The 23,287-nt window shown below is 58.9% G+C and carries 22 protein-coding genes; 9 read left to right on the top strand and 13 right to left on the bottom strand.

The genetic code is table 11. From position 1 onward, the window contains the following. Window positions 1–9 precede the first annotated feature (9 nt). Window positions 10–456: a hypothetical protein gene (locus ASC96_RS15290; RefSeq protein ID WP_060503966.1), complete on the top strand. Its 447-nt coding sequence runs from the start codon at window positions 10–12 to the stop codon at window positions 454–456. Continuing rightward, a complete protein-coding gene (locus ASC96_RS15285; protein WP_060503964.1) occupies window positions 446–1,024 on the top strand; it encodes a PIN domain-containing protein in 579 nt (192 codons plus the stop codon). The genes ASC96_RS15290 and ASC96_RS15285 overlap by 11 nt, the downstream gene beginning before the upstream one ends. 911 nt (window positions 1,025–1,935) lie before the next feature. Here ASC96_RS15285 and ASC96_RS15280 read toward each other — a convergent pair. Further along, entirely contained in the window at window positions 1,936–2,337 is a 402-nt protein-coding gene (locus tag ASC96_RS15280; RefSeq protein ID WP_060503963.1) for a type II toxin-antitoxin system VapC family toxin, read from the bottom strand. Further along, the gene (gene vapB / locus ASC96_RS15275) at window positions 2,337–2,624 is read right to left on the bottom strand and encodes a type II toxin-antitoxin system VapB family antitoxin (RefSeq protein WP_244482066.1); all 288 of its coding nucleotides are present in this window, start codon (window positions 2,622–2,624) and stop codon (window positions 2,337–2,339) included. Before vapB ends, ASC96_RS15280 begins: the two co-directional genes overlap by 1 nt. 528 nt (window positions 2,625–3,152) lie before the next feature. Between vapB and ASC96_RS15270 the strand changes: the two genes are divergently transcribed. The 5 genes from ASC96_RS15270 (at window position 3,153) to repC (ending at window position 10,204) form a co-directional block, all read left to right on the top strand. After that, window positions 3,153–5,072: a ParB/RepB/Spo0J family partition protein gene (locus ASC96_RS15270; protein ID WP_060503960.1), complete on the top strand. Its 1,920-nt coding sequence runs from the start codon at window positions 3,153–3,155 to the stop codon at window positions 5,070–5,072. Between the two features lie 889 nt (window positions 5,073–5,961). Beyond that, entirely contained in the window at window positions 5,962–6,279 is a 318-nt protein-coding gene (locus ASC96_RS15265; protein ID WP_060503958.1) for a DUF736 family protein, read from the top strand. A gap of 295 nt (window positions 6,280–6,574) precedes the next feature. Beyond that, the gene (repA, locus tag ASC96_RS15260) at window positions 6,575–7,789 is read left to right on the top strand and encodes a plasmid partitioning protein RepA (RefSeq protein WP_056319937.1); all 1,215 of its coding nucleotides are present in this window, start codon (window positions 6,575–6,577) and stop codon (window positions 7,787–7,789) included. Further along, window positions 7,786–8,790 (top strand): plasmid partitioning protein RepB, encoded by a 1,005-nt coding sequence (repB, locus tag ASC96_RS15255; protein WP_060503956.1) that lies wholly within the window; start codon window positions 7,786–7,788, stop codon window positions 8,788–8,790. Before repA ends, repB begins: the two co-directional genes overlap by 4 nt. 199 nt (window positions 8,791–8,989) lie before the next feature. After that, a complete protein-coding gene (repC, locus tag ASC96_RS15250; RefSeq protein ID WP_060503954.1) occupies window positions 8,990–10,204 on the top strand; it encodes a plasmid replication protein RepC in 1,215 nt (404 codons plus the stop codon). Window positions 10,205–10,224: 20 nt separating this feature from the next. Here the strand turns inward: repC and ASC96_RS15245 are convergent, their stop codons facing one another. Then, entirely contained in the window at window positions 10,225–10,605 is a 381-nt protein-coding gene (locus ASC96_RS15245) for a hypothetical protein (RefSeq protein ID WP_060503952.1), read from the bottom strand. Further along, window positions 10,602–11,285, bottom strand: coding sequence for a ParA family protein (locus ASC96_RS15240; protein WP_060503950.1), 684 nt, complete (start codon window positions 11,283–11,285; stop codon window positions 10,602–10,604). Before ASC96_RS15240 ends, ASC96_RS15245 begins: the two co-directional genes overlap by 4 nt. 481 nt (window positions 11,286–11,766) lie before the next feature. Between ASC96_RS15240 and ASC96_RS15235 the strand changes: the two genes are divergently transcribed. Then, complete coding sequence (locus tag ASC96_RS15235) at window positions 11,767–12,135, top strand: hypothetical protein (protein ID WP_156397497.1); 369 nt, start codon at window positions 11,767–11,769, stop codon at window positions 12,133–12,135. Between the two features lie 1,735 nt (window positions 12,136–13,870). Beyond that, entirely contained in the window at window positions 13,871–14,851 is a 981-nt protein-coding gene (locus ASC96_RS33530) for a hypothetical protein (RefSeq protein WP_210171868.1), read from the top strand. 826 nt (window positions 14,852–15,677) lie between these two features. Here the strand turns inward: ASC96_RS33530 and ccoS are convergent. The 9 genes from ccoS to ASC96_RS15180 form a co-directional block, all read right to left on the bottom strand. Beyond that, window positions 15,678–15,836, bottom strand: a complete 159-nt coding sequence (gene ccoS / locus ASC96_RS15220) for a cbb3-type cytochrome oxidase assembly protein CcoS (RefSeq protein WP_060503943.1) — start codon at window positions 15,834–15,836, stop codon at window positions 15,678–15,680. Beyond that, window positions 15,833–18,106, bottom strand: coding sequence for a heavy metal translocating P-type ATPase (locus ASC96_RS15215; protein ID WP_060503942.1), 2,274 nt, complete (start codon window positions 18,104–18,106; stop codon window positions 15,833–15,835). Before ASC96_RS15215 ends, ccoS begins: the two co-directional genes overlap by 4 nt. Before the next feature lie 6 nt (window positions 18,107–18,112). Next, complete coding sequence (locus ASC96_RS15210; RefSeq protein WP_060503940.1) at window positions 18,113–18,919, bottom strand: DUF2189 domain-containing protein; 807 nt, start codon at window positions 18,917–18,919, stop codon at window positions 18,113–18,115. An 18-nt stretch (window positions 18,920–18,937) separates the two neighbouring features. Continuing rightward, window positions 18,938–19,129 carry a hypothetical protein gene (locus ASC96_RS15205; protein WP_060503938.1) on the bottom strand — a complete coding sequence of 64 codons (192 nt, stop codon included), beginning with the start codon at window positions 19,127–19,129 and terminating at the stop codon, window positions 18,938–18,940. After that, window positions 19,126–20,013: a cytochrome-c oxidase, cbb3-type subunit III gene (gene ccoP / locus ASC96_RS15200; RefSeq protein ID WP_060503937.1), complete on the bottom strand. Its 888-nt coding sequence runs from the start codon at window positions 20,011–20,013 to the stop codon at window positions 19,126–19,128. Before ccoP ends, ASC96_RS15205 begins: the two co-directional genes overlap by 4 nt. Then, the gene (locus ASC96_RS15195; RefSeq protein ID WP_060503935.1) at window positions 20,004–20,174 is read right to left on the bottom strand and encodes a CcoQ/FixQ family Cbb3-type cytochrome c oxidase assembly chaperone; all 171 of its coding nucleotides are present in this window, start codon (window positions 20,172–20,174) and stop codon (window positions 20,004–20,006) included. Before ASC96_RS15195 ends, ccoP begins: the two co-directional genes overlap by 10 nt. Window positions 20,175–20,191: 17 nt before the next feature. Next, window positions 20,192–20,944, bottom strand: a complete 753-nt coding sequence (gene ccoO, locus ASC96_RS15190; RefSeq protein ID WP_060503933.1) for a cytochrome-c oxidase, cbb3-type subunit II — start codon at window positions 20,942–20,944, stop codon at window positions 20,192–20,194. Between the two features lie 3 nt (window positions 20,945–20,947). Next, a complete protein-coding gene (gene ccoN, locus ASC96_RS15185) occupies window positions 20,948–22,600 on the bottom strand; it encodes a cytochrome-c oxidase, cbb3-type subunit I (protein WP_060503932.1) in 1,653 nt (550 codons plus the stop codon). Between the two features lie 163 nt (window positions 22,601–22,763). Next, window positions 22,764–23,287 (bottom strand): hypothetical protein (locus ASC96_RS15180; protein ID WP_210171867.1); only part of this gene is annotated, 524 nt, incomplete at its 5' end.

Raw genomic sequence — 23,287 nt, 5'->3', positions numbered from 1 at the left:
GATCAAGCCATGGCCAGCCACGTCGTGAAATTTGTCGGTCTGTCGGACCGTGACCGGAGACAAGTTGCGACCCTGCCGAAACTGGCGGCGGGCGATCGCATTGAACTGCATGTCCGACGCAGCGACGGTGTGGACCAAACATTGGCGCTGCCACTGGCTGCAGCCGTTGCCATCGAGACATTGATCAATCGGCTGTCGCGAGGGGAAAATGTCGCTCTCCTCACTGAGGATCAGGAGTTGAGCCCGTCAGATGCATCCGAAATTCTCGGGATTTCCCGACCTCTTGTGGTGCTGCGGATGGACCGGGGTGATCTACCCTTTCGCTATGTGGGCAAACACCGCCGCGCGTTGCTGAGAGACGTCTTAACGCTCAAATCCAAACTGGACACCCGTCAAAAGGCTCTTGAGGCGCTGGCAGACGATACAGAGGACTTGATCGGCACCCATGGCCTCTAAACCGCTTGTCGCGGTCCTTGATGCCTGCGTTCTCTATCCCTTCCATCTTCGCAACCTCCTTGTTCAGGCCGCTTTCGACGGTCTTTTCGATGCGCACTGGTCCGACGACATTCACGCAGAGTGGATACGCAATCTCGCCGCAAACGCTCCGCATGTCACGGTGGATCGACTTGAGGTCACGCGCGACCGGATGAAGGATGTTTTGCCGCAAGCAAATGTCAGTGGTTACCAATCTCTCATTCCCGAACTGGATTTGCCCGATCCGGATGACCGGCACGTCCTGGCGGCCGCCATAACCGGAAAAGCAACACTGATCGTCAGTTGGAATATTAAGGATTTTCCTATCGAAAATCTCCGATCGCATGGCGTGGCGTGCATCACGCCCGATGCTTTTCTGGTCGAGCTTTACGGCCAGTTTCCCGAGGCACTGATCGACAGTGTCGCTCGTGCCCGAGGCAATCTTCGCAAATCGTTGCCTTCAAGCGAAGATTTTGTTGGGGCCGTGGAACGCCAGGGTCTGGCGGCTTTTGCCAAAATCCTCCGCCAGAATACGACAAGGATCGATTGATCGGCTGCTCCACAGCGACGCAGCCAGCACGGATAAAAAACCAGGTTGTCTGGGCTTTGAGCGCCGATAGCTTCGCGGGGTACGGCCAAGTCCCACACTCTCGCATTTCCTTCCGGCCCACCGGGTTTGCTCGTCATTATAGGCGCTCGTTGCAAGCGAGGTGTGTTCCCCTGCCCTGCATTTTTTCTGACTGTCCCGCCTACAAATGTTAGGAACGCACAATCTGCCCTATGCAAGTTCCGCGGTCTTCTCCGAGGATTTGAGGCAAAGCCCTTTGTAAGTGCGTTGCGCTTTGCCGATTTGCTTACGCGAGAGATGGCGACACCAACCGACGGGTTGGCGCGCTCTATGCCGGGCGCCGCGCGGTTCGAGGGGAGCCCGGCCCCCTCCCCTGTCCTGGATCCAGGGCTGAGGGCACTCACAGCCATCGTGGAGTTCATTCTGCGGTATTGTTCGACTGTTTTCCAGCCGCAGTGCCGTCAGACGGCGCGCCCGCGGCCGGAGCGAGCCGAAAAGGCGAGCGCAGCCAAGCGGAGGAAACCCGCGCTTCCGCATTGCGCTGTAGGGTTTTCCGGAGCTTGGTGGAAAACGGTCCTTTTTTTTGGCGTTTGAGTTTTTCCCGTCTTTGCGCCTCTAAACGGTGCGCAGCGCGCGGCGGCAGTCGGTCCCGCCTCCCCTTCGGGCCACTATGTTGAAGCTCCTACGGCTGCCTTCTTCCGCTCCCTGCGCGCCGAGAATTCCCGAAATCCCACCTGCGAGCGGCGCTATGCTGATTTCTCCGATACTCTTCATTTTTCGCTGATCGTGCCTTGGTCGTTGGCACTCGCACCGGCACGAACGCCCCGCCAGGTCCCCCTCCCTGCCCGCCCTCACGGCATGGCCGCTGGGACGGGTTAATTGGTTTCTCTGCGTTACGCGTCCAGCCAGTTTTCGAGCTTCAGTCCGGGATACGCCAGGAAGTCTCGCGTATTGTTGGTAACCAGGACCGTATTCAGGGCGATTGCGTGTGATGCGATCAGTTTGTCGAGATGATCTTTCTTCCGGTCTCTTGTCGCCATTCGAACCGGACCATAGGCACGCGCTGCTGCAATCCCAAACGGCTCTACCGTGATCAGCTCGGCCAGGGCTGCGAGATTATCAAGTTCCCGTGCGGGATCATCGGATGCGGATACACCATACTCGAGTTCGGCGAAGGTGATGGCGGACATGACCACGTCTCCCACATAGCAACTGGCAAAGCGGCGGGCGACCTGCTCCGGCTGGTTTTTCATCAGGTAGATACACATGTTCGTATCGAGCATGTAGCGCGCCATCAGATCTTATCCCGTTCATCTTGCTCATGGGACTCTCTTCCGTCACGCATAAAATCCGGAGAGAAGCGGGCGAATACATCCAGAACGCCGGCCAGGGAGCGATGCACAGGACGGATGCGAAGCTCGTCGCCGACGCGCTCGATTTCCAACTCGACATCGGTCCGGTCAAACGCTAGTTCGGCCGGGATACGCACGGCCTGCGAATTTCCGTTTTTGAAAGCTCTCGTGGTGTGCATAGCCCGCATCCTTGTGTGTACGTGGATGTACAATAGCATTTTATTGATCAAATGTACATCCCTCGTGTGCACACTGACGATGTGTTTTTGGCTGTGATGGCGCATAACGCACGAGGCGGGCTCAACTGTGCCGCATCGTGTTCTGCTCGACCGAACCCGCAAACGGGTGCGATCCATTCGGGGTTACGATCTCTTACACGGCGCGTTCTCGTGTAAAAGGGCGAGAAGTTGAGAGCGCGACCCGCGCTCACATCTGTAAGGAGCATCCGCGAGGCGCGTATGCGCATCTTCTCCGTGACATGCCGCTCTTACGATTGGCCGGTGCTCGCGCCAATGGGCAAGCGCGCCAGGGCGCTGTCGGCCGTGAAGATAAAACGGCTTTCACCGCCAGGGCGTCAAACCTTCCGTTTTTTCTTCCCGTCCGACCCATGACCCGATCTCCGCCCTACCGGGAGCGGGCTTACGCCCCCTCCCTTCGTTCCGAGGAACGTGTGAGCACGTCCTTCGGACCAAAGGAAGAAGGCTTCGCCCACTGCGGGTTCGAAACCCAAAGGAAACGGGACATCAGGAGATCCTATCATGACGACGACCATCATCATCGAACTGAACAAGCTGGATGCAGACCCAAAGAACGTCCGCAAGACCTACTCCGCAGACAGCATTGCGGCGCTTGCCGCATCGATCAAGGCCAACGGCGTTCTGCAAAACCTTGTCGTGCGGACCGCTGAAAAGAAGGGACGGTATTTCGTCACGGCCGGTGAGCGCCGCAGACGGGCATTGTTGCTGCTGTTGGAGCAGGGCGAAATTCAGAAGAACCACGCGGTTGAGTGCAAAGTGCGCGACAGCGAGGATGCCACGGAGATCAGCCTAACGGAAAATGTCATGCGCGAAGATATGCACCCGGTGGATGCTTACGAGGCCTTCAGCGCCTTGGCGGATCAGGGCAAGGCGATCCCTGACATTGCCGCCCGTTTTGGAACCACGGAAATCATCGTGCGCCGCCGTCTGGCGTTAGCGAAGGTCTCCCCCAAACTGTTGGACCTCTACCGCAAGGAGGAGATGACCTTCGAGCAACTTTCCGCCTTCACGGTTTCCGACGACCATGAGCGACAGGAACAGGTTTGGAATGGCCTATCCACATGGGATCGTCATGCAAGCCGGATCAAGTCGAACCTGTTGACGGACGAGGTTGCCAGCACTGACCGGCGGGTGAAATTCGTCGGCGGGCTGGATGCCTATGAGCAGGTAGGCGGAACCATTCGTCGCGATCTGTTTGACGCGGACGGCGGAGGCTATGCGCTTGATGTCGCATTGCTCGACAGGCTCGTATCCGAGAAGCTGGAAGAAGCCACGGTGCCATATCGTCAGCAAGGCTGGAAATGGGTGGAAGCGACTTCCGAACGCCCGGAATGGATGTTCAATGTACCGCGTGTCTATCCGGTGGAGGTCGAGCTTTCTGACGAAGTTCAAGCTGAATACGACGCGCTTTGCCAAGAGCATGACGAATTGGCAGAAATGATCAACAACGAGGCTGAGGAGGAGGGGGCACACGAGCGCGTTGATGCGATCAACCGGCGGCTGGACGAGATTTCCGAAAGCAAGGAAAGCTATTTGGCCGAAGACAAGGCGAGAAGCGGCATCGTGCTGTATGTCAACTATCACGGCAAGCTGGAAGCGGCGATTGGCATCATCAGGAATGAGGACGAGGCCGCAGACGCGGACGACGGCGAAAACGGGAACGCCCCCGCAAGCGTTAAAACCAAGGATGACACCCCGAAGCTTACTCACCCGGCAACCCTGATCGAGGATTTGACGGCACAGAAGACCGCAGCGCTTCGCGTCGAGCTGGTCCACAATCCCGATGTGGCGCTTGCCGCCGTCGTTCACGCCATGCTGCTGCGTGTTGCTTACACCGGCTATGTGTCCGAGCAAAGCGCCCTGCAAGTGTCGCTGACTTATGAGCGCGTCGAAGGGTCGATAAAATCGCCGGAAAAGTGCAGGGCCGTTGCCGATTTCGACAGCGTACAGGAAAACTACGGGCATAAAATCCCCGGAAACCCTGCCGACCTGTTCGAGTGGTGCCTTGCACAGAGCCGCGAAGAACTGCTGCTCCTGCTGGCCTATGCGGCAGCCCACTCCGTCAACGCCGTGGAGAAGAAATTCACTGACCGCCGATCTGGTATCGAGCAGGCAAACCAGCTTGGTCGTGCGCTCAATGTGCGGATGACGGATTGGTTCGAGACGACCGCCGACAGCTATTTTAATCACATCAATCGGCAAAGCATTGCTCTCGCTGTGGCGGAAGCCAAGGGCGAAGACGCAAGCCTATCCGTGAAGGCAGCGGGTAAGAAGACAGAGGCCGTGCTGATCGCGGACAGGCTGGTTGTGGGAACCGGCTGGCTTCCGGCTCCAATCCGGATTGCATCCGACCCGAGCGCCGAGGCAAATGTCGAGATCGACGATGACGAGGCCCAGTCCCTGCCGATAGCAGCGGAATAACCCCCGCCGATGCTATCCAGCCGGTCGCGCTTCTTCCGCGCGGTCGGCACCCTGTTTAAGACAGAGCCACCTATTTGACCTACCCTAGACATTTTCCCGCCCGCGAGCGCGGTCCAGGGCATCGAACCCCGGCCCGCGCTTTGCTTCGCAAGCAGGATCCGCGCAGCGCTGGAATCACGCGAGCGCCTGTCTCGCGCGAGCGTTTATATCCGGTACGACATTGGCTGGATGAGGCCGCATGTGATCGGGCGCTGATGATGTGGCTTGTTGTCGGACCCGTCAGCAACGGATTTTCTCTTAAATGCGAAAGGAACAATCTTCATCCCGCGTACTGTGATCGTGCCCGCAACCCCACGCAGCTGTAAATCGCTAGCGCAATCAGCGTTCCTGTCCTGAAGACCGGCGATCTTGTCAGGGGAGGCTCCCGGGATGGCATGGTGGTGAAGCCGATCTCGATGTTTCGATGGGCTCGCTGCGTGATCAGCCTTCTTCCCAGATGCAGTCAGTTCCGTACGAGCCCCAGCTCTCGGCGAATGTCGTTGCGAGGATGCCGATGGTTCTTCCGGTAAGTGGTGTTTAGTCGCTTGGTCGATTTCAGGTAGATGCGTCTGGCGTCGATGGGTGGCGATGCGGGTTTCGGTGAAACGGGCGGCGTTATATCCGGAGACATCTGCGCTGATCTCCTTTGTACGCGATGCCTTCAGATGGATCACTAAGGCCGGTCGTCACGCCCGCAACCCTCGATCGGAACGATTTTCCCCGATCCTACAAATCTCCTCGCGCTGCAAAATCGTCCCGCTCTCAGGTGCTGCGACCCTTCGGGTGCGGCCGTTCCTGTTCCCGCCCTTTTGTCGTGTCCATCGGCAACGCAAACAAAGGAGATACAGCAATGTCCGACCTCGTAAACTTCATCCGCTTCACTGAAACCGGCCTCTCGGGCAACATCGCATCCATGGCTTATGACATCGATTTGACCGGCGAAGAAATCAGCAGCACCAACCCGAAAGCGCCCGTTTATCGCATCCTTGCCAAGACCCCTAGGGGACGCTCCGTAGAAATCGGCGGCATCTGGAAGAAGATCAATCAGAACGGTAGTGGCTACTACACCCTCTCGGTCAATACCGGATACGGACGCCTCAATGCCAATCTCGGGCGCTTCCCGGGCCAAGACGACGATGATCTGATGGCCGTCATTCCCTGGGATTGATTCAGCGAGGTGCGGCCCCAGTGCGGGGCCGTACCTGAACGATCGGCTGAGTCGTCCACCTGACCTCGGTGTCGAAAGCTTGTGGTGGCGCGGGTGGAGGTCGAGGTGGCAAACCTTCTCGCCGGCCCAAGTGGGAACTACAGGTCGCGCTGAACTTTACAACTGTAAAGTCCTGCGCCGGTGATTGGTGGTGTTAACTTTTCATTAACGAAAAACTCCTTGAAGAATCGGAGTCTCTCTGGCATTTCTGACGGTAAGGGTCGCGTATCGTGACCATAACCGTCAAGGGGATTTAATGCTTTACTCGGCTTCTCATAACGTCAGAGATACCGCATCGAAGATCCAGGCGTACACGTCGAAGCTTTCGGCGGAGCTTCAAGATATGCGCGAAGCAGTCTATCCACCAGCCGCACGAAAAACATTCGCGAGAACATTCTCGACCCTCGATCTGGTACGATTGCTGGGAGTACCTGAAAGCACCCTCAGGCAACTAACGATCGAAGGGAAGGGACCTGTACCGGAGCGCGCCGAGAACAATCGGCGCACTTATACGGTAGACCAGGTGAAAGAGCTGCGCTCATTTCTCGCTACCCTTCGTCCGGATGATGCCGGTGAGCTTTTGCCGTACCGCCGTGAGGGCGAGAAGCTGCAGGTTATCGCCACTGCGAATTTCAAAGGGGGAAGTTCGAAGACGACGACCTCGATGCATCTGGCCCATTTCCTCGGCTTGCAGGGGTACCGGGTGTTGTGCATGGATCTGGATCCACAAGCGTCCATGACGGCGCTTTTTGGTATCCAACCGGAATTTGATCTCGGCGAAAATGAGACTGCCTATGCGGCGATACGCTATGACAACGAGCGCCGAGCCTTGGCAGATGTCATTCGACCTACTTATTTCCCAGGCGTCGATCTGGTGCCAGGAAACCTCGAACTCATGGACTTCGAGTTTGACACCCCTTCCTACCTTACACAGAGGAATAGGGACGACCTCGGTCTCTTTTTCGAGCGGCTCAGCAATGCGCTAGCTCGTGTGGAAGATCGTTATGACATTGTCATTCTCGACACACCGCCATCACTTGGCTACTCGACGCTCGCAGCACTGTATGCTGCGACGTCGCTGATCGTGACGGTTCATCCAGCCATGCTCGACGTGGCGTCTTGCAATCAATTCCTCATCATGATTTCCGATCTTTCCGAGACGCTGGGCCAGTTCGGCGCCCAGTTTGAGCATGATTTCTTCCGGTTCCTTCTGACACGTGTGAATCCGAACGACGGACCGCAGAAGTACATGTCTGGAGTCATGCGACGTCTTTTTGGTGATGACGTACTCGTGTCGGAGGCTCTGGAGTCGACTGCTATTGCTGGCGCAGCCGTCGCTAAAAAAACGCTTTACGAGCTTGAAGTCGGCGAGGTTGGTCGGGAGGCGCTGAAGCGAGCGATCGAAAGCGCGGATCGTGTTAACTTCGAGATCCTTCACCTGATCCACAAGGTTTGGGGGCGTAGCGTATGAAAAAGAGCATACTTCAAAGAATGGCAGCGGATGCCGAAAACCGCGGTGATACGGCCCAGGTCCCTGAAGCGCTGGACAAGGCTTTACCTTCTCGACGCCACTCATCGCCGGTCATTTCAAACGTGGGAAGAGTGCTCTCGCAGTTGACCGAAGACAGCATTATTTCCCTCGATCCCGCGAAAGTGGAGCGCTCTCCTTACAAGGATCGCTTCGAAAATGACGAAGAGGCTGACAAAGAACTTGAAGCGCTGAAGTTATCGATTGCAAGCGAAGGGCAGAAAATACCCATTCTTGTCCGACCGCATCCCACGAAGAGCGATCATTATCAGTTGGCCTACGGGTACCGTCGCTGGGCGGCTGTCAAGGCGATCATGGCGGACGCCGAAAGACCGGAGGCCGTTAAGATCAAGGCATACGTCCGTGATCTCACAGATCGCCAGCTTATTGAGGAGCAGTCTCTCGAAAACGGCGTTAGGGAGAACCTCACGTGGATTGAGCATGCAATGTGGGCCGTGCAGCTAAAAAGTGCAGGGCTCTCTCATCGTGCGATATGCCCCATCCTTGGTTTGTCTGAGGCGGCTATTTCGCACCTGTTCCGGGTCACCGACATCGTTCCTGAAGATATTGTCTACGCTATTGGTCGTGCAAAGGGCGTGGGCCGCCCCAAGTGGACTGCATTTGCGGACCTCTTGAAGAGTTTGAACAAGGCCGAGGCTGTGCGCCGGATTGTTAAAACAACAGAGTTTAAGCAAGCCGATGGAGCGGAGCGGATCGCGCAGGCAATCAGAGCTGCAAGTGAGATATCTAAGCACGGCGAAGGGAAAGCGCAGGATGAGATCCGCGACTTCGCTGTTAACCAAAGAGTTTTCGGGCGTATGAAGTCTACGTCTTCTGGGACGACCGTAATCATTCCCAAAAAAGAAGCAGCATTTGCGCGCTGGCTGGCGGATCGAATGCCGGATCTGATGCGCGAATATCAATCGGCCGACCCCGCGCAATAGGGCGGGGGGTCACAGCAAGAGTTAAGCAAGGTCGAAGGAGAGACAAACCGCAAAAGAAAAAGGCCCCCAAACGTTTCCGTCGTGGAAGCCTTCCTCACATGTAGCAATCTGAGAATCGCATTTTCACGAATCACAGTCAAGAGTCTTTGGCATCGTTTTGGTGAGCGGATTTCTTTTGCCTTTTGAGAGGTGAAGGAAAATGCAGAGTGGAAGTGTGACGACGCCCTTTGGGCGGCGGCCGATGACGCTTGCCTTGGTCAAAGGTCAGCTGGAAACAGCAGAGCGTAGCGAGAGCAAGCCCGTAGATAAGTGGAAAGTCTTCCGGGATCTCTGTGAGGCGAAGGACGTCTTTGGCCTTCAGGACCGATCTCTCGCAGTGCTGCACGCGTTGCTGAGCTTCTATCCGGATACTGAGCTCTCGGACGACAATGGTCTTGTCGTATTCCCGTCGAACACGCAGCTGTCGATCCGGGCGCACGGCATCGCCGGCACAACACTGCGGCGCCATCTCGTTGTGCTCGTTGAGGCTGGCCTGATCCAGCGCCGCGATAGCCCGAACGGTAAACGTTATGCGCATCGGAGCAGGGGAGGGGAAATCGAGGACGCGTTCGGCTTCAGCCTGGCACCGCTACGTGCGCGTGCTGCCGAGCTGGCTGGTCTTGCCCAGCAAGTTGCTGAAGAGCGCGTGCAGTTCAAGCGTGCCAAGGAAGCTTTGACGCTTTGCCGGCGCGATGTGCGCAAGCTGATTTCCGCTGCCATGGAAGAGGGCGCTGACGGCGATTGGGCAAAGATCGAGGCGATGTATGTTGGCCTTATTGCGCGCCTTCCGCGCGCGCCGAGGCGCCACGATGTCGATGCCGTGCTCGAAGACATGCGAATGCTTCGCGAGGAAATCGTCAACGTCCTGGAAATTCAGCTAAAAGCAGAAAAAACCGACGGCAATGCTATCCAGGATGGATGCCACATACAGAATTCAAATCCCGAATCTACTTCTGAACTTGAACCTCGCTCTGAACAAGAGCAGGGCGAAAAGCCGGAGATAAAACCGAAACGGGTTGCCGAGCCGTTGAAGGCGTTCCCGTTGAGCATGGTGTTGAGGGCGTGCCCGCAGATGGCGGATTACGCGCCGGGCGGCCGAATTGACCATTGGCGTGAGTTGATGTCGGCTGCCATTGTGGTCCGGTCGATGCTCGGCGTCAGTCCTTCGGCCTACCAAGAGGCCTGCGAAATTATGGGGGCCGAGAATGCCGCGGTTGCGATTGCCTGCATCCTTGAGCGGGCAGGGCATATCACCTCGGCCGGCGGCTACTTGCGTGACTTGACCCGAAAGGCGGCGCGCGGCGAGTTCGGTCTCGGGCCGATGCTGATGGCGGCGATCAGGGCGAACGCCGGAGATGAGAAGCGGAGCGCATGATGAGCCCCGCGTCCACCTGGTCAGGAAATGTCGGGGATACGATCTGCGATCTTTTCGAGATAGTCGTCGATCGCCTCTTCGATATAGGCGTTGAACTTGCGGCGCTCTATTGCGGCAAGGATCTTCAGCGTCTTGTGAACGTCGGCGCGGATATGAATACCGGTGGTCACTTTTTCTGTGTCGCGGAAGCGCTTGCCGGCGATCGGATCGCGGCTCTCGCCTTTGGCGACCATGTCGCGAAGCTGTTGACGGCCAATCGGCGGCTTGTTAGTCGAGGCTTGATGGACGCCCTCGGTTTGCGGAGGAGGGGAGGCGATCTGCTTTTCCCGCACGGACGGCTTTTGCCGGTTGGTCGAAATCAGCCCGAGAACAAGGTTCTTGCTGTCTGGTCCGTCGCTCATGCTTGAACTCCCTCGGCGGTCGATCTGTAAAGGGCGAGAATTTCGCCGAGCAGCGTTTCCATCTCGGCAATGGCTTTCGGGTCGGGAGTTGCAACTGTCTGGAGCGTGCCGGCGGCGCCGATCGATTGATAGCAAGCGCGCCGGGCGATCGGCTGCGAGGCAAGCGCAACGCCGCTTTCCCGCAAGATTTCGCGAAGCGGCGCATGCGCCTTGGCGCGTCCGGTGACCAGATCGTGCTGGGTGATGACGATCAGAGAGGGTAGTTTACGTTTTTGGTCGTCTTCGACGACGGGAATATGATTGAGCGCCAGTTGCATGCCGGCGACCACATCGTCCTGGGTGGTCTGGAGGGGAATGAGGACGATATCGGCGCAATAAAGACCCGCAAAGAGATTTTCATTCGTCGTCCCCTCAATGTCGACAAAGACGATCTTACCCTCGCGCTGTCGATCCAACGCCATTCTGTAAATGCGATCCGGATCCAGGCAGCTTTCCGCCTCAAGTCTGTCGGGCCAGACCTCCATCTGCTTCGACATCGTCACCCATCGCATTGTGTTGGCACGGCTGTCGGCGTCGATGAGAAACACGTCGTTTCCGGCATGGGCGGCTGTTCCCGACAGCGCCCGCACGAGCGTGGTTTTTCCGGTCCCGCCTTTTGGGTTTGCGATGGTGACGATCATGGAAGCTCCTTTCGTTCCGAAAGAAACTATAATTAACCGTCTCCGTCTCTTCTGGCAACGCTTCAATTGCCCGTTGCTGATTGGCCGCTGATGATTGATGATCGACAATTGCCAGCTGTTCATCATCAACGGGGAACGACCCATTGGTGATTGCCATTGAGCAGTTAATGACGCGTTACTTGATGATTAATAACGGTTATCTGAGCATTACCCGTGCACTAACGGGCACTGTTTCAATTAACAATGGGCAATTGCCAGCGTTTCAATTACCCATTTGTCGGTCGCCGTCCATAGACGGCATGTGCGTCTCACCTGCGAGTGTGAGTTGACAGTGCGAATGGAAAACTATAATTAATTCTCTGTGGCAGGATAGTCAAGTTTGTGGTACAAACTCGACGACGCCCGCCTCCGGCAGGGCTGAGGTTCGCGCCATATGGCGCTCTGTAGCGCCTCCGGCACCCATGGCAATGGAGAGGAAGCGATGCGAAGCGAGGTGGTCAGGGTTCGTATGAAGCTGGAGGAGCGCGAGGCGCTTGCCGCGCTGTGCGGAGAACACCGCACAGCAAGCGACGTCATTCGGCTGCTGTTCCGCGATCAGGCCGGTCTTCCGCTGCCCGTCGGGCCGGTCGAGGCAGACCATCTGCGGGGCACGAACGAGGAATTACGCCGCGTCGGCATTAACCTCAACCAGGCTGTACGCGCCATGAATGAAGGCCGCGTCGGCTATGAACCGCATCTTGATGCAGCACTGCGGAAGCTTCTCGACGCTGTGTTTCGGCTGAGGGCCGACGTCGATTTGATGCTTCGGATCAGCCGGCGTGAACGGAGAGGGGGCGGCCATGGCCTATGAGTGGGCAAGTCTGCTCGGCGAAGTCGATAGCTACTCCGCGCGGCGGGCGGCTTCTCTCCTTGATGATGATGAGGAGCGGCGCCGCGGACGGGCGAGTGGTCCCGCCGTGACCAGTGATCGTGCTGAGAAGCGGTATCTGCCAACAGGGATTGCAGCCAGGGCCGCGACAATCTCCGTCCCGTCGGGGGAACAGACTATCGCCTCCATCCTGCAGCCAGCGCGCTCCTCTCAGCAGGACGTCATCGCGCTCGTCGGTGCGTTAGCTTCACGCATGGGACCGGAAGAGGACGACGAATTGCGCAGGGGCGGGGGAGGCGGCGGTAGCGCCGCACGTCAAGCCAACCCGCCGACCGCCACGCGGCGTTCGTTGAAAGACAAGGCGTCGTCAGAGGTTGCCAGCCGGGCAGCGCTTGCTGCCGGTGCCCAGCCGGTTGTGATCAAAGTCACATCAACGGTTTCCATCCGAACTTCGGCCGCGGGCCTGCTCACCTATCTTGGAACGCGCGAGGTCGAAAACGAAAATGGCAGAAAGGTAAAGGTCGACATTCCTGTCATTGATCAAGACGGGATCACGATCGCAAGCAAGGAGGCGCGCGCGGCCGTTCTCTCCGACTGGACCGCTGAGTTCCGGGAGCCCTATTCCGTAAACGCGGTGGCGAGCATCTCGATTAAGTTCGCCGAACCTGTGGGAGACGACGATCTTCATGAGGCATTGAACGCTGCCTTCGGCTCTAAGCCGTTCCTTTGTTCCCGTCTCCCGAACGGCGAGATTTCTGTATATGCGGTCACGGACCTGCCGGCGGGAAAACTGGCCGGCGCTCTGAAATCCCGCGAGACGGGCAAAGGCTCTGTACGCGTGGCAGAATCTGCCGAAGCTGATCTTGCAGCTTGGTTGGCGGATGCCGGCAGACGGGCGGAGGTTCGCGTTCTTGGGGCTGCCACTTCGGAAAAGTCGAGCCGCTATTTCCTCGAAAAATTTCTTCGTGATGAAAAGCGGATTATCACTAGCGCCGGCGACGGGGTAGAACGCGGCGCTTCAATTCAGAAAGCAGCAGACGGAATTTGGCAGGAGTGGTCCGGGCATATTCGCACCGTTGAACCACGCAATGCTTTCCACGTTATTTTCTCAGCCCGCGCAGGGACCGATTCCGAGGCGATGAACCGCGCCGTGCGCGATTTTCTGAGCGAGCAAGTCGCAGGGCACCGGTGGGTCACGGCGCATCATCCGGAAACCGGGCATGTGCACGTCCATGCGATGATTTCCGCCCGCGATGATGTTGGCAAAGCGCTGCGGTTGACCAAGCCCGAACTTCATCAATGGCGAGAGCGGTTCGCGGCAAGGGGTTCCGGTTCATTCGACGGCTTTCCGCCCGGTCGGCGATGCGGCCCTGAAGAAAAACCCGTTCNGCACGTCCATGCGATGATTTCCGCCCGCGATGATGTTGGCAAAGCGCTGCGGTTGACCAAGCCCGAACTTCATCAATGGCGAGAGCGGTTCGCGGCAAAGGCGCGTGAGCATGGGATCGCAATGGTGGCGACCCGCCGGGCCGACGTCGCCGCAACGCGGCCGTACAGCCAGGCACAGGCCGGCGCGTACCAACGTGGTCTCTCCGATCCGCGTTATCTCAAGAACCGCGATCTTAACAATCGCGTCGAGCGAAAGCGGTCCGGTGTCGCCGACCGCTCCTCACTCGCAAACAGCAGTCTTGCACTGGCCCCACAATGGCGGGCGACCGTGGACGCGCTGAAAAAGGTAGGGGCGAAATCCACAGTGATTGATGCTGCCGATCGGTTTGCCGCTGCGGCTTCGGCAAAAGTGCCGAAGCTTTCGCCACGCGCGATGAGAGGCTTTGTGCTTGTGCAACTCAAGATCCACGGTGCCCATGACAGCGGCTCCGTGCCGAAGACTGTTCAGCGTGCGCTGAACAGTGATGCTCGACTCTTCTCGATGAAAGGTGGAACTGTACTGCTTCTTGCGCCGACCGATGCGAGCGTCAGCAAGCTCGAGCGGGAGCTGAAGAAGCAGAAAGAGGTTGGACGAGGCGCGGAGACCCTTGCGGTGGTCAAGAATATCGAGCGCCAGTTGTCCGAACAGGGGCTCAGTGCCGCCGTTTCGATCAAGGCGGCCGGCGCTGCGCAGAATGGCGCGCCAACGCCATGGCTGCAGAGCCGCTTTGCAAAATCGGCACAGAGAACGGCTTCGGATCCAGCCACGCCACTGGCGAAACTCATGACTTTGGTTTCAGACATCAAACATCGAAAGGAAAACATGATGCCACTCTCGCTGGAACAGTTCGATGAGCGCGTCGCACGCGCCAACAAATCCATGGACCGCCTGGAAACGATGGTCGACAGTAGTGGCGAGCGCCAGGCGGTCGAGGAAATGCGGCGCGAAATTTCGGCACTCTTTGCCGAGCAGCGCCGTGACATCGAGTTGCAGCAGATACCGTCGGCCATGCGAGCTTCCGGGGGAGGGGGAACGTCTGCAGCTGCTCGAGCGGGCGACGGCCACGATCAAAACCGTAAGCCGCCGGCAAGTGTGGATCCTGCCATCGCGGTCCAGCAAAACGCTATTGCTGCGGGTCGAGCGGCCCGGGCAGCACGCGATCAGGCGGGTGGCGCGAAAGGCGTGCAGGACGAACAGCGTCGTGAGCGCATTCGCCAGGCCGAGCAAGAGCGTCACCGCGACAATGGACGCGATGAGTCCGAGCGTTAAGCAAATGCTACACGTGAGAGCACGCAGCGGTATCTGCGTCACTCACACAAGCTACCTCTAATCGGTCGAGGGGGCGAGTTCACCCGCATTTTGCGCATCTCAGAGGTGAGACGAGGGAGTTTCGTCGTCTGCGGTCGGCATGAGATGCGGCAGCTTTGCGCCTTCATTTCGGTCGTTTGCAAGACTCGCTCAAGCTCCTGGAAGCAGTCAGTCTGCAATTCGGATAATAACATCCAGAAAGCACCAGAGTGCCGTTGAAGGTTTGCGTAGTTGGCTGGCGTGTCGATGTGATATTCGCGATGCCCCTTTGCCTGTTGCTCCAAAAATCCGCTAGCACTAAACAGGAGGCTCTCGGACTGCGGAGCGAAATCGCATGACCCATAGCATTTTCAACCGGCATCCTAGGATGATGCCATGGGTCGTCAAATCAGATATGTGCGGGCTGGATGCCGGAAGCGGTTAAGTCCATGTGCCGCCCGAACTCATTGCGTTTCTACCGACGAAGGTTACGAGTTGTGGGCACCTTCACCCCTCTGAATACTCCGAAGATAGCTCCGATCATCCCGCCGATGACGACGCCCGCGGAACCTCCCGCGAAAGCTCCGACAATGCAGCACGCAACCCACTCCGCGACACCCGACGCATCTGCGACGAACAGTGTGGCAACGAGACCGACCACAGCGCCGAGAATGCCAAAGACGATCCCGACTCCCGTCACAGACTCCGAGGGATCGAGGGTACGTTTCTGCGAGGACGGGCTGGCGTCATGTTCTGTCATTGCAGACTGTCGCTCTCTGTTTTCCATTCGGACCTCCATCAGTGCGTGTCAGCCGCCCAGCGGCTTGTCGTCGTTTTCGTAGAGTATGCGTTCCGCCGCGCCGTCCAGGTCGTCATACTGGCCGTTGCGAAGAGACCAGAGGCAGGCCCCTAGTCCCGCGATCCCCATCAATACAGCGATGGGTATCAAAAACGACAATGTGCTCATTGGGCCGCTCCCGCGAGCTTGGCTGTCGGGCTTCGCCGCCAGGATAGCACATCGGCGTCCATATCGAGCCTGACCGCATTGGCGACCACCAAAATGGACGACGTCGACATCGCCACCGCTGCGATGAGCGGACTGGCGTAGCCTGAGAGCGCAAGCGGTATGCTGACCACGTTGTAGACGATGGCGAGAGCGAAGTTCTGACGAATTAGCGCGGCAGCACGCCCAGCCGTCGTCATCGCGATCCTGATTCCATCCATGTCTCCATTGAGCAGGATGAAATCGGCGGCGCTGCGGCCGATGTCGCTTCCCGACGCCGGGGCCATGGAAACACGTGCGGTCTTCAGTGCCAGGGCATCGTTTATTCCGTCACCGATCATCAGCACCTTGCGCCCACGATGTTGAAGTGCTTCGACGATCTCGGCCTTGTCCTTGGGAAGCGCCGCTGCGTTCACCTCGTCGATCCCGAGCTCACGCGCCACGGCGTTGGCCGCCTGCGGGACATCGCCTGTCAGCATCCGGACGGCGATGCCGCGATCCTCCAGGAATTGCACCGCCTCTGCCGAACCCGCCCGGACCCGTTCTCCGAACTGGAAGGAAGCCAGCACCTCACCCCCTCGGCGCGTCAGCACAACGGTGGAGGGCGCATTAGGATCAAACACGTCTCCGCCCGTCTCCCACCCGCTTCGGCCAAGTCGGTAGCGCTCACCGCGGAAAGTCGCCTCGAGTCCATTTCCGGGTGTCTCCCGGACATCCTCTAACGACAGGGTCTCCGCGTTGCCGCGCGAGGCGTAGTCGGCGACGGCCTTTGACATTGGATGGCTTGAGAACTTTGCCAGCGACAGCGCCAGGGAAAACTCCAGAGGCCCTTTCCAGGTCCCTGCCGCCAGCATCGGATCGTACTGTGTGAGCGTCCCGGTCTTGTCGAAGACGACGGTGTCGATTTCCGCCAGACGTTCCAATGCCGATCCGTCCCGTGCGACGATGCCCTGCTTGAACAGCCGGCGGGCGGCAACGACCTGCACCATGGGAACAGCCAGCCCAAGCGCGCATGGGCAGGCGATGATCAGTACGGAGATCGCAATTGTCAGGGAGAGGTGAATGTCTCGTGTGAACACGAACCATATGACGAACGCGAACACCGACAGTCCGTGGACAACGGGGGCGTAGAGACGCGCAGCCCTGTCGATCAACGTCCGGTACGCGGACCGGCCGTCCTCGACGGCCTCCAGCATCCTGTGCAGTTCGGCGAGTGTTGAATTCTCGGGTGCAGCCGTGGCTTCGACTGTCAGTGGATGGCCGACGTTCAAATCGCCGGCGCGGACCTGTGCGCCTGGCGCGACACTTTCCCAGCGGCTCTCTCCGGTGAGCATGGAGCGGTCCAGTTCGGAGATGCCGGAAAGAATGGTGCCGTCGGCCGGAATTCGGTCGCCGGCGGCAATCAGAGTGCGGGTGCCGGGGCCGATCTCATTCAGCGGGACATAGTCGATCCGACCGTCCGCGCGTACGACATTCGCGCCCTTTGGCATCATGTCGGCCAAGGCCGCCGCCGCCGATCGCGCCCGCTTGCGCATCATGTGATCGAGCGTGCGGCCGACAAGCAGTACGAACAGGAGCGACGTGCTGGCCTCGAAATAGGCATGCCGCCCCTCGACGAACGTATCGTACAGGCTCAGACCGAACGAAAGCAGCACGCCGATGCTGATCGGCACATCCATGTTGACCCGGCCGTGTACGAGCGCCCGCCATGCGGAGCGGTAGAATGTCGCGCCCGAGTAAATCACGGCAGGAAGGGCGAGCGCGGCCGACATCATATGAAGTGCCTGCCGCGTCGACGGGTCAGCGCCCGACCAGACAGAGACAGACAGGATCATGATGTTCATCGAGCAGAAGCCAGCGACCGCCAGAGCCCGTAACAGCCCAGACATCTCCTCGCCGGATTGGTCGACAGCGTCCGTCGGCAGGACGGCCGTGTAGCCGATCGCTCCGATCGACCCGGCGAAGTCCGGCGAATTGCCGTTGTCCGCCTGCCAGTTGATGGTCACCCGCTTGGTCGTCAGGTTGGCGCGCACCGAGCGAACGTCGGGTAATCTGGCGAGGGTCATCTCCAACTGAACCATGCACGCGCCGCACCGCATGTCGGGAACCGACAGGGCGACCTGCCGAAGACCATCGCCGAGGTCCCGGCTGGCGAGCATGACCTCCTCGATCCCCGGCGTCCGCTGTCCGGGGTCGTGGCCATGCGCCAGGTCAGTGGGGGCGCAGCAGGTCATCGGCGGCTACCTGACCGCCGTGTAGGCATGCCAGGTGGCGTGCCCGAGCAGCGGAAAGACGACGATCAGGCCGATAAAACCCGTCAACACGCTGGCGGCGAATAGGACCATGACGATCGCTCCCCAGACGAACATCGGGGGCAGATTGTTCCAGACCATCGCGGTGCTAACTCCCATGGCCGTGAACGCGTCCACCCGTTGATCGAGGAGCATCGGTATCGAGAAGACACCGATGGCGAAGGCAAACCCGGCAAACAGCGCACCCACGGCAAAGCCAACCAAGAGCATACCCCAGCCCTCGGGTGAGGTCAGCAATAGGCTGACTATGCCGTCGAGACCTGGAAACGGGTTCACCCCGAAAAACAGCGCGTAGATGATCACCGCGGCCCGCATCCAAACGAGCATCAGCATGCAGAGCACCATCCCCGTAAAGAAGACCTGCTTTCCGGCGAGCGGGCGCACGCCTAACATGCCTCGTAGCGTAATGCGTCCGCCCGCCGCCAGGGTCCGGCTCTTGACATAGAGACCGGAGGCAAAAAGCGGCGCGACGATCAGCAGTCCTGCCATCACGGGAAAGATCAGATAGTCGAGGCCGGATCGGAACAGGGTCACGACAGCGGCCGACGAGAGAACGAAGACGACGAAACCATAGAACAGACTTGGAAACGGTTGTGTGAGCAGGTCACGCCAGCCTAGACGGAGCCAGTCGAACGGAGCAGTGACGGGTAGATGCCGCTGCCGTTTCGGGTTCATCGTCTCTTCGATTCCGGATACCTCGCTCAGATATCGGGCGGAGTTGTCGTCCTGAGCCATCTGATCCTTCTCCTTCGTTCAGCAAGCCGCCGCAGCGGCCCTGAATTCCGTGGGCTGCTGGCCCTTTTCCTTGATATGCTCGACGCAGGCGGGCTGGCTTGCGATCGCGACGTAGACGAGATGCGCATTGGCCCCGACGAACGTCGCGAAGACTAGGCCGACCAAAAGCCATATGACGGTTCTCGCCGAAGGCCTGCTCGCCGAGATCATGGCTGTTTCCCGCCCAGTCCGCTGACATAAAGCGCGAGAATTTTGATTTCGGCGGGTGTCAGGCGTTCGTCCCAGGTCGGCATATGTCCCTGCCGTCCGCCATGCACAGTCTCGATGATCCCGCTCAGGGTTCCATCGTAAATCCAGCGGCCATCCGTCAAGTTGGGTGCGCCGAGGTCCGCCTTGCCCTTGGCATCCTCCCCGTGGCAGGAAACACAGCTTGCCAAGAACACCTGATGGCCGGCCTCGATGTCACCGAGGACTTCAGCATCCGAAGTCTCCTTGCTGCTCAGGGAATAGACATAGGCACCGACATCGGTCACCTGTTTGCGGTCGAGCATTTCGTCCGCCCCAAATGCAGGCATCTGCGACACACGGCTGTTCGAGTGCCGCGAATTGACGCCGACCGTCATCGTCTCGACGATCCGTTCCGGTTCGCCGCCCCAGAGCCAGTCGTCGTCGGTCAGATCAGGATAGTTCTGTCCGCCTTTTCCATCCCGGCCGTGACAGGCGGCACAGTTGTCTCCGAACAGTTGATGGCCGCTTGAATCGACCTTCGCCATCAGCTCCCCATCCGCCCTGATCTGATCAAAGGAGTCTTTCTCGATCCGTTCGGTCCACGGTACGCGCGAGGCCGCAGCTTCGACGATCTTGCGCTCCACTGTCTGCTTCTGGTCGCCGCCGATCAAGCCTTTGGTATAGGTCGTTCCGAGCGGCCAGGCGGGATGAAGCACCCACCAGAGCGCGGCGAACAGGTGGGTGACGATAAGGAATATGAGGACACCGCGCGGGATCGGGGTATCCAATTCCTTGATGCCGTTCCAGATGTGTCCCGTCGTCCGGCGTCCGGTGATCTGGTCGGTTTCGGTTTCCTCTATCGCCATGGGGTGTCGTCCTTGTCAAATATCTCCGTTTCCGCCCGCTTGAAACGTGTGCGGTTGGAGGGCCAGAACGCGTAGACGACCACGCCGATCGAAAACAGGATGAGATACAACAGCCCCCACACCTTGGAGAGCTCCAACATGGTCTCGTGGGTAAAGTCCATTTCAATCCCCTTCGCGCTCAGTTGTTGGGGTCTGGCATCTGCTCGGGTGCCGCGGTGTTCTCGTAGGCCGCATTGGTCAGGCGGCCTACGACCTGGAGATACGCGACCAGGGCGTCCATTTCGGTGACGGTATTCTTGACGCCGTCGAACGCCGATACCTGCGTCTTCTCGCCATAGCGTTCCGTGACGCCGGAGGACTGGTCGCTGTCCGGATTGGACTGGCCGTATGCGTCCCCGGCGGCACTGGCGATCATCTCGTCCGTGTACGGAACCCCGACGGTCCTCAGTGCCGCGAGATGGCCCCCTAGATCGGACAGCTCGAGCTGGGTCGTTGCCAGCCAGCGATAGGACGGCATGTTGGATTCGGGAACAACGTCACGCGGATTGATCAGATGGGCCACGTGCCAGAGGTCGGAGTACTTGCCGCCGATACGGGCCAGATCGGGTCCCGTTCGCTTCGACCCCCACAACATCGGGTGGTCGTACTTGGATTCGACGGCAAGCGAATATGGTCCGTATCGCTCCACCTCGTCGCGCAGCGTCCTGATCATCTGGCTATGACAGGCATAGCAGCCTTCCCGGACGTAGATGTCGCGACCCGCCGTTTCGAGGGGTGTGTAGAGCCTCATGTCGGGCGCGTCTTCAACCGTCTCGTGGATGGTGAAGAGTGGGGCGATCTCGACGATACCGCCAACGCTTCCGGCAACAACGATGGCAAGCATGAAACCGACAGCCGTGCGTTCCAGTTTTCCGTGCAGGCGCTCGCTCATGTCTCACTCCGCCGGAGAAGGTGACGCACCGTAGATGCCCGAGGGCAACGGTGCGTCGGAAGTTACAGGTACGGTGGCCGGAACCGTCCGTACCGTCATCCAGATGTTGAAGCTTGCCACGATTGCGCCGAGGAGAAACAGCAGCCCTCCAAAGGCGCGGGCGATGTAGTAGGGATACATCGCCAGCAGGCTATCGACGAAGGAGTAGACAAGGGTGTTGTCGGGCGAATACGTGCGCCACATCAGGCCTTGGATAATCCCTGAGTTCCACATGGCGAAGACGTAGATCAGCGTGCCGATCAGCGCCAACCAGAAGTGAACCTCCACCAGGGTGGAAGAATACATCCGTTCGCGTTTCCAGATCGATGGAACGAGCGTGTAGAACGATCCGAAGATAATCATTGCGACCCAGCCTAGGGCACCGGCGTGAACGTGTCCCACTGTCCAGTCGGTATAATGGGACAGCGAGTTCACCGCTCTGATCGCCATGAAGGAGCCTTCGAATGTCGACAATCCGTAGAAGAACGCTGCAATCATGATGAAGCGGAGCGTGGCGTCATCGCGGACCCGGTGCCATGCCCCGTTCAAAGTCAGCAATGCGTTTCCGGCCGACGCCCAGGACGGAACAAGCAGCATCACCGAGAAGGTCATCCCGAGGTTCTGCACCCAGAGAGGCAGCGCTGTATAATGGAGATGGTGGGAACCTGCCCACATATAGAAGAATGTAATGCCCCAGAAGCTGATGATGGACAGCCGGTAGGAAAAGATCGGCCGCTGGGCGCGGATCGGCAGGTAGTAGTAGAGCATTCCAAGGAAGCCTGCGGTCAGGAAGAACGCCACCGCGTTGTGCCCGTACCACCACTGTACCATCGCATCCTGGACGCCTGACCACACCGTATAGCTCTTCGCGTGGCCGAACGAGACGGGCACCGCGAGGTTATTGACGATGTGGAGGATCGCCACGACGATGATAAAGGCGAGGTAGTACCAGTTGGCGACGTAGATGTGCGGTTCCTTGCGGCGTGCCAACGTGCGCACGAAAAGCACGAAATAGGCGACCCACACGACCACGAGCCAGATGTCGGCATACCATTCCGCTTCGGCGTATTCCTTCGACTGGGTGACCCCCATGAAATAGCCGCTCACCGCGATCAGACAGAAAAGATTGTATCCGAAGATGACGAACCAGGGCGACAACTGATCGGCCAGTCTGGCACGCGATGTCCGTTGCACCACATGGAAGGATGTCGCGATCAGCGCGTTGCCACCGAAGCCGAAGATCACCCCTGTCGTGTGGGCCGGGCGTATGCGACCGAAGCTCGACCAGGCCATGTCGAAATTGAGGCTGGGCCATGCGAGCTGGGCCGCCGCCCAGACGCCGATGAACATGCCGAAGATAGCCCACAGCATCGTGAGGGCGACGCCGACCTTGATCGGATCGTCGTAGTAGCTGGAGAACCGCGCGGCATCTGGCTCCTTGCCGAAGAAGGAGGTCAATATCCACCAGAACAACGCCCCCGAATATAGGAAGACCATGCCCCCGTGGACGCCCATCGGATCAAAGCGTCCGGCGGCCGCCATGGCGATGCCGAGGATCATCAGGACGAGAAGTATGGCGGAAGCGAACTCGCGTTCACCTGTCGTAAGCTGACCCATGCGTTCTCTACCCCTCCCGATAGCGCTGCGGGCATCGTGCAGCACACGTTTCGAAAAGGCAACCTATTCTAGTAACTTACGTCTTGCATCCAACTTGCCATTGACGAGCACGCACGATCCACAATGTGGAAACGTCGGTCACTGGATGTCGGCCATGATGATGCTAAAAGAGCCGTTGTTGAGATGCGTCAGCGACAAGTGTGCATCTGGCGCGGTCGCAAACAAATAACTCGCGTTCCGATCGACGTATCTGGTCATGCCGCGCGCCAAGCCCATCCTCCAAGTTCAGCAGCGACCCCGGCGAATAGCTTGGAATGTGCACGAGCACCGCGCGTACGATCTTCTCTTGCTGGCAAGCTGCGCGGACGCCGACCCGGTCGACGACATTTCCCCAAACGAGATTGAGAATACTCGCGACATGCCGATCCCCGAACCCGGCCTCGTGACACGCAATCGCTGAGGGATCGGTCAGGCCGTATTTGATCTGCTTTTGCTGCAGGTTGGCGCTCGTGTGCAGTGCGTCGTCCAGATCCACTCCAATCTCAAGGTCTGGTTTCGCGTCCCTTCTGCGAAGAGCTGCCGGTCCGCAGACGTGAAGAGTTTCGGGCGCCGGCAGGCGTACGAAAGTCCCCGAGGAAGGAACCCGCGGGCCACAGGCTATGGCGATGGTTATGGGGATTTCAGATT

It is taken from the genome of Rhizobium sp. Root1204 (genome assembly GCF_001424965.1).
Taxonomy (GTDB): domain Bacteria; phylum Pseudomonadota; class Alphaproteobacteria; order Rhizobiales; family Rhizobiaceae; genus Pararhizobium.
This window is presented reverse-complemented; position numbering and strand designations above follow the sequence as displayed.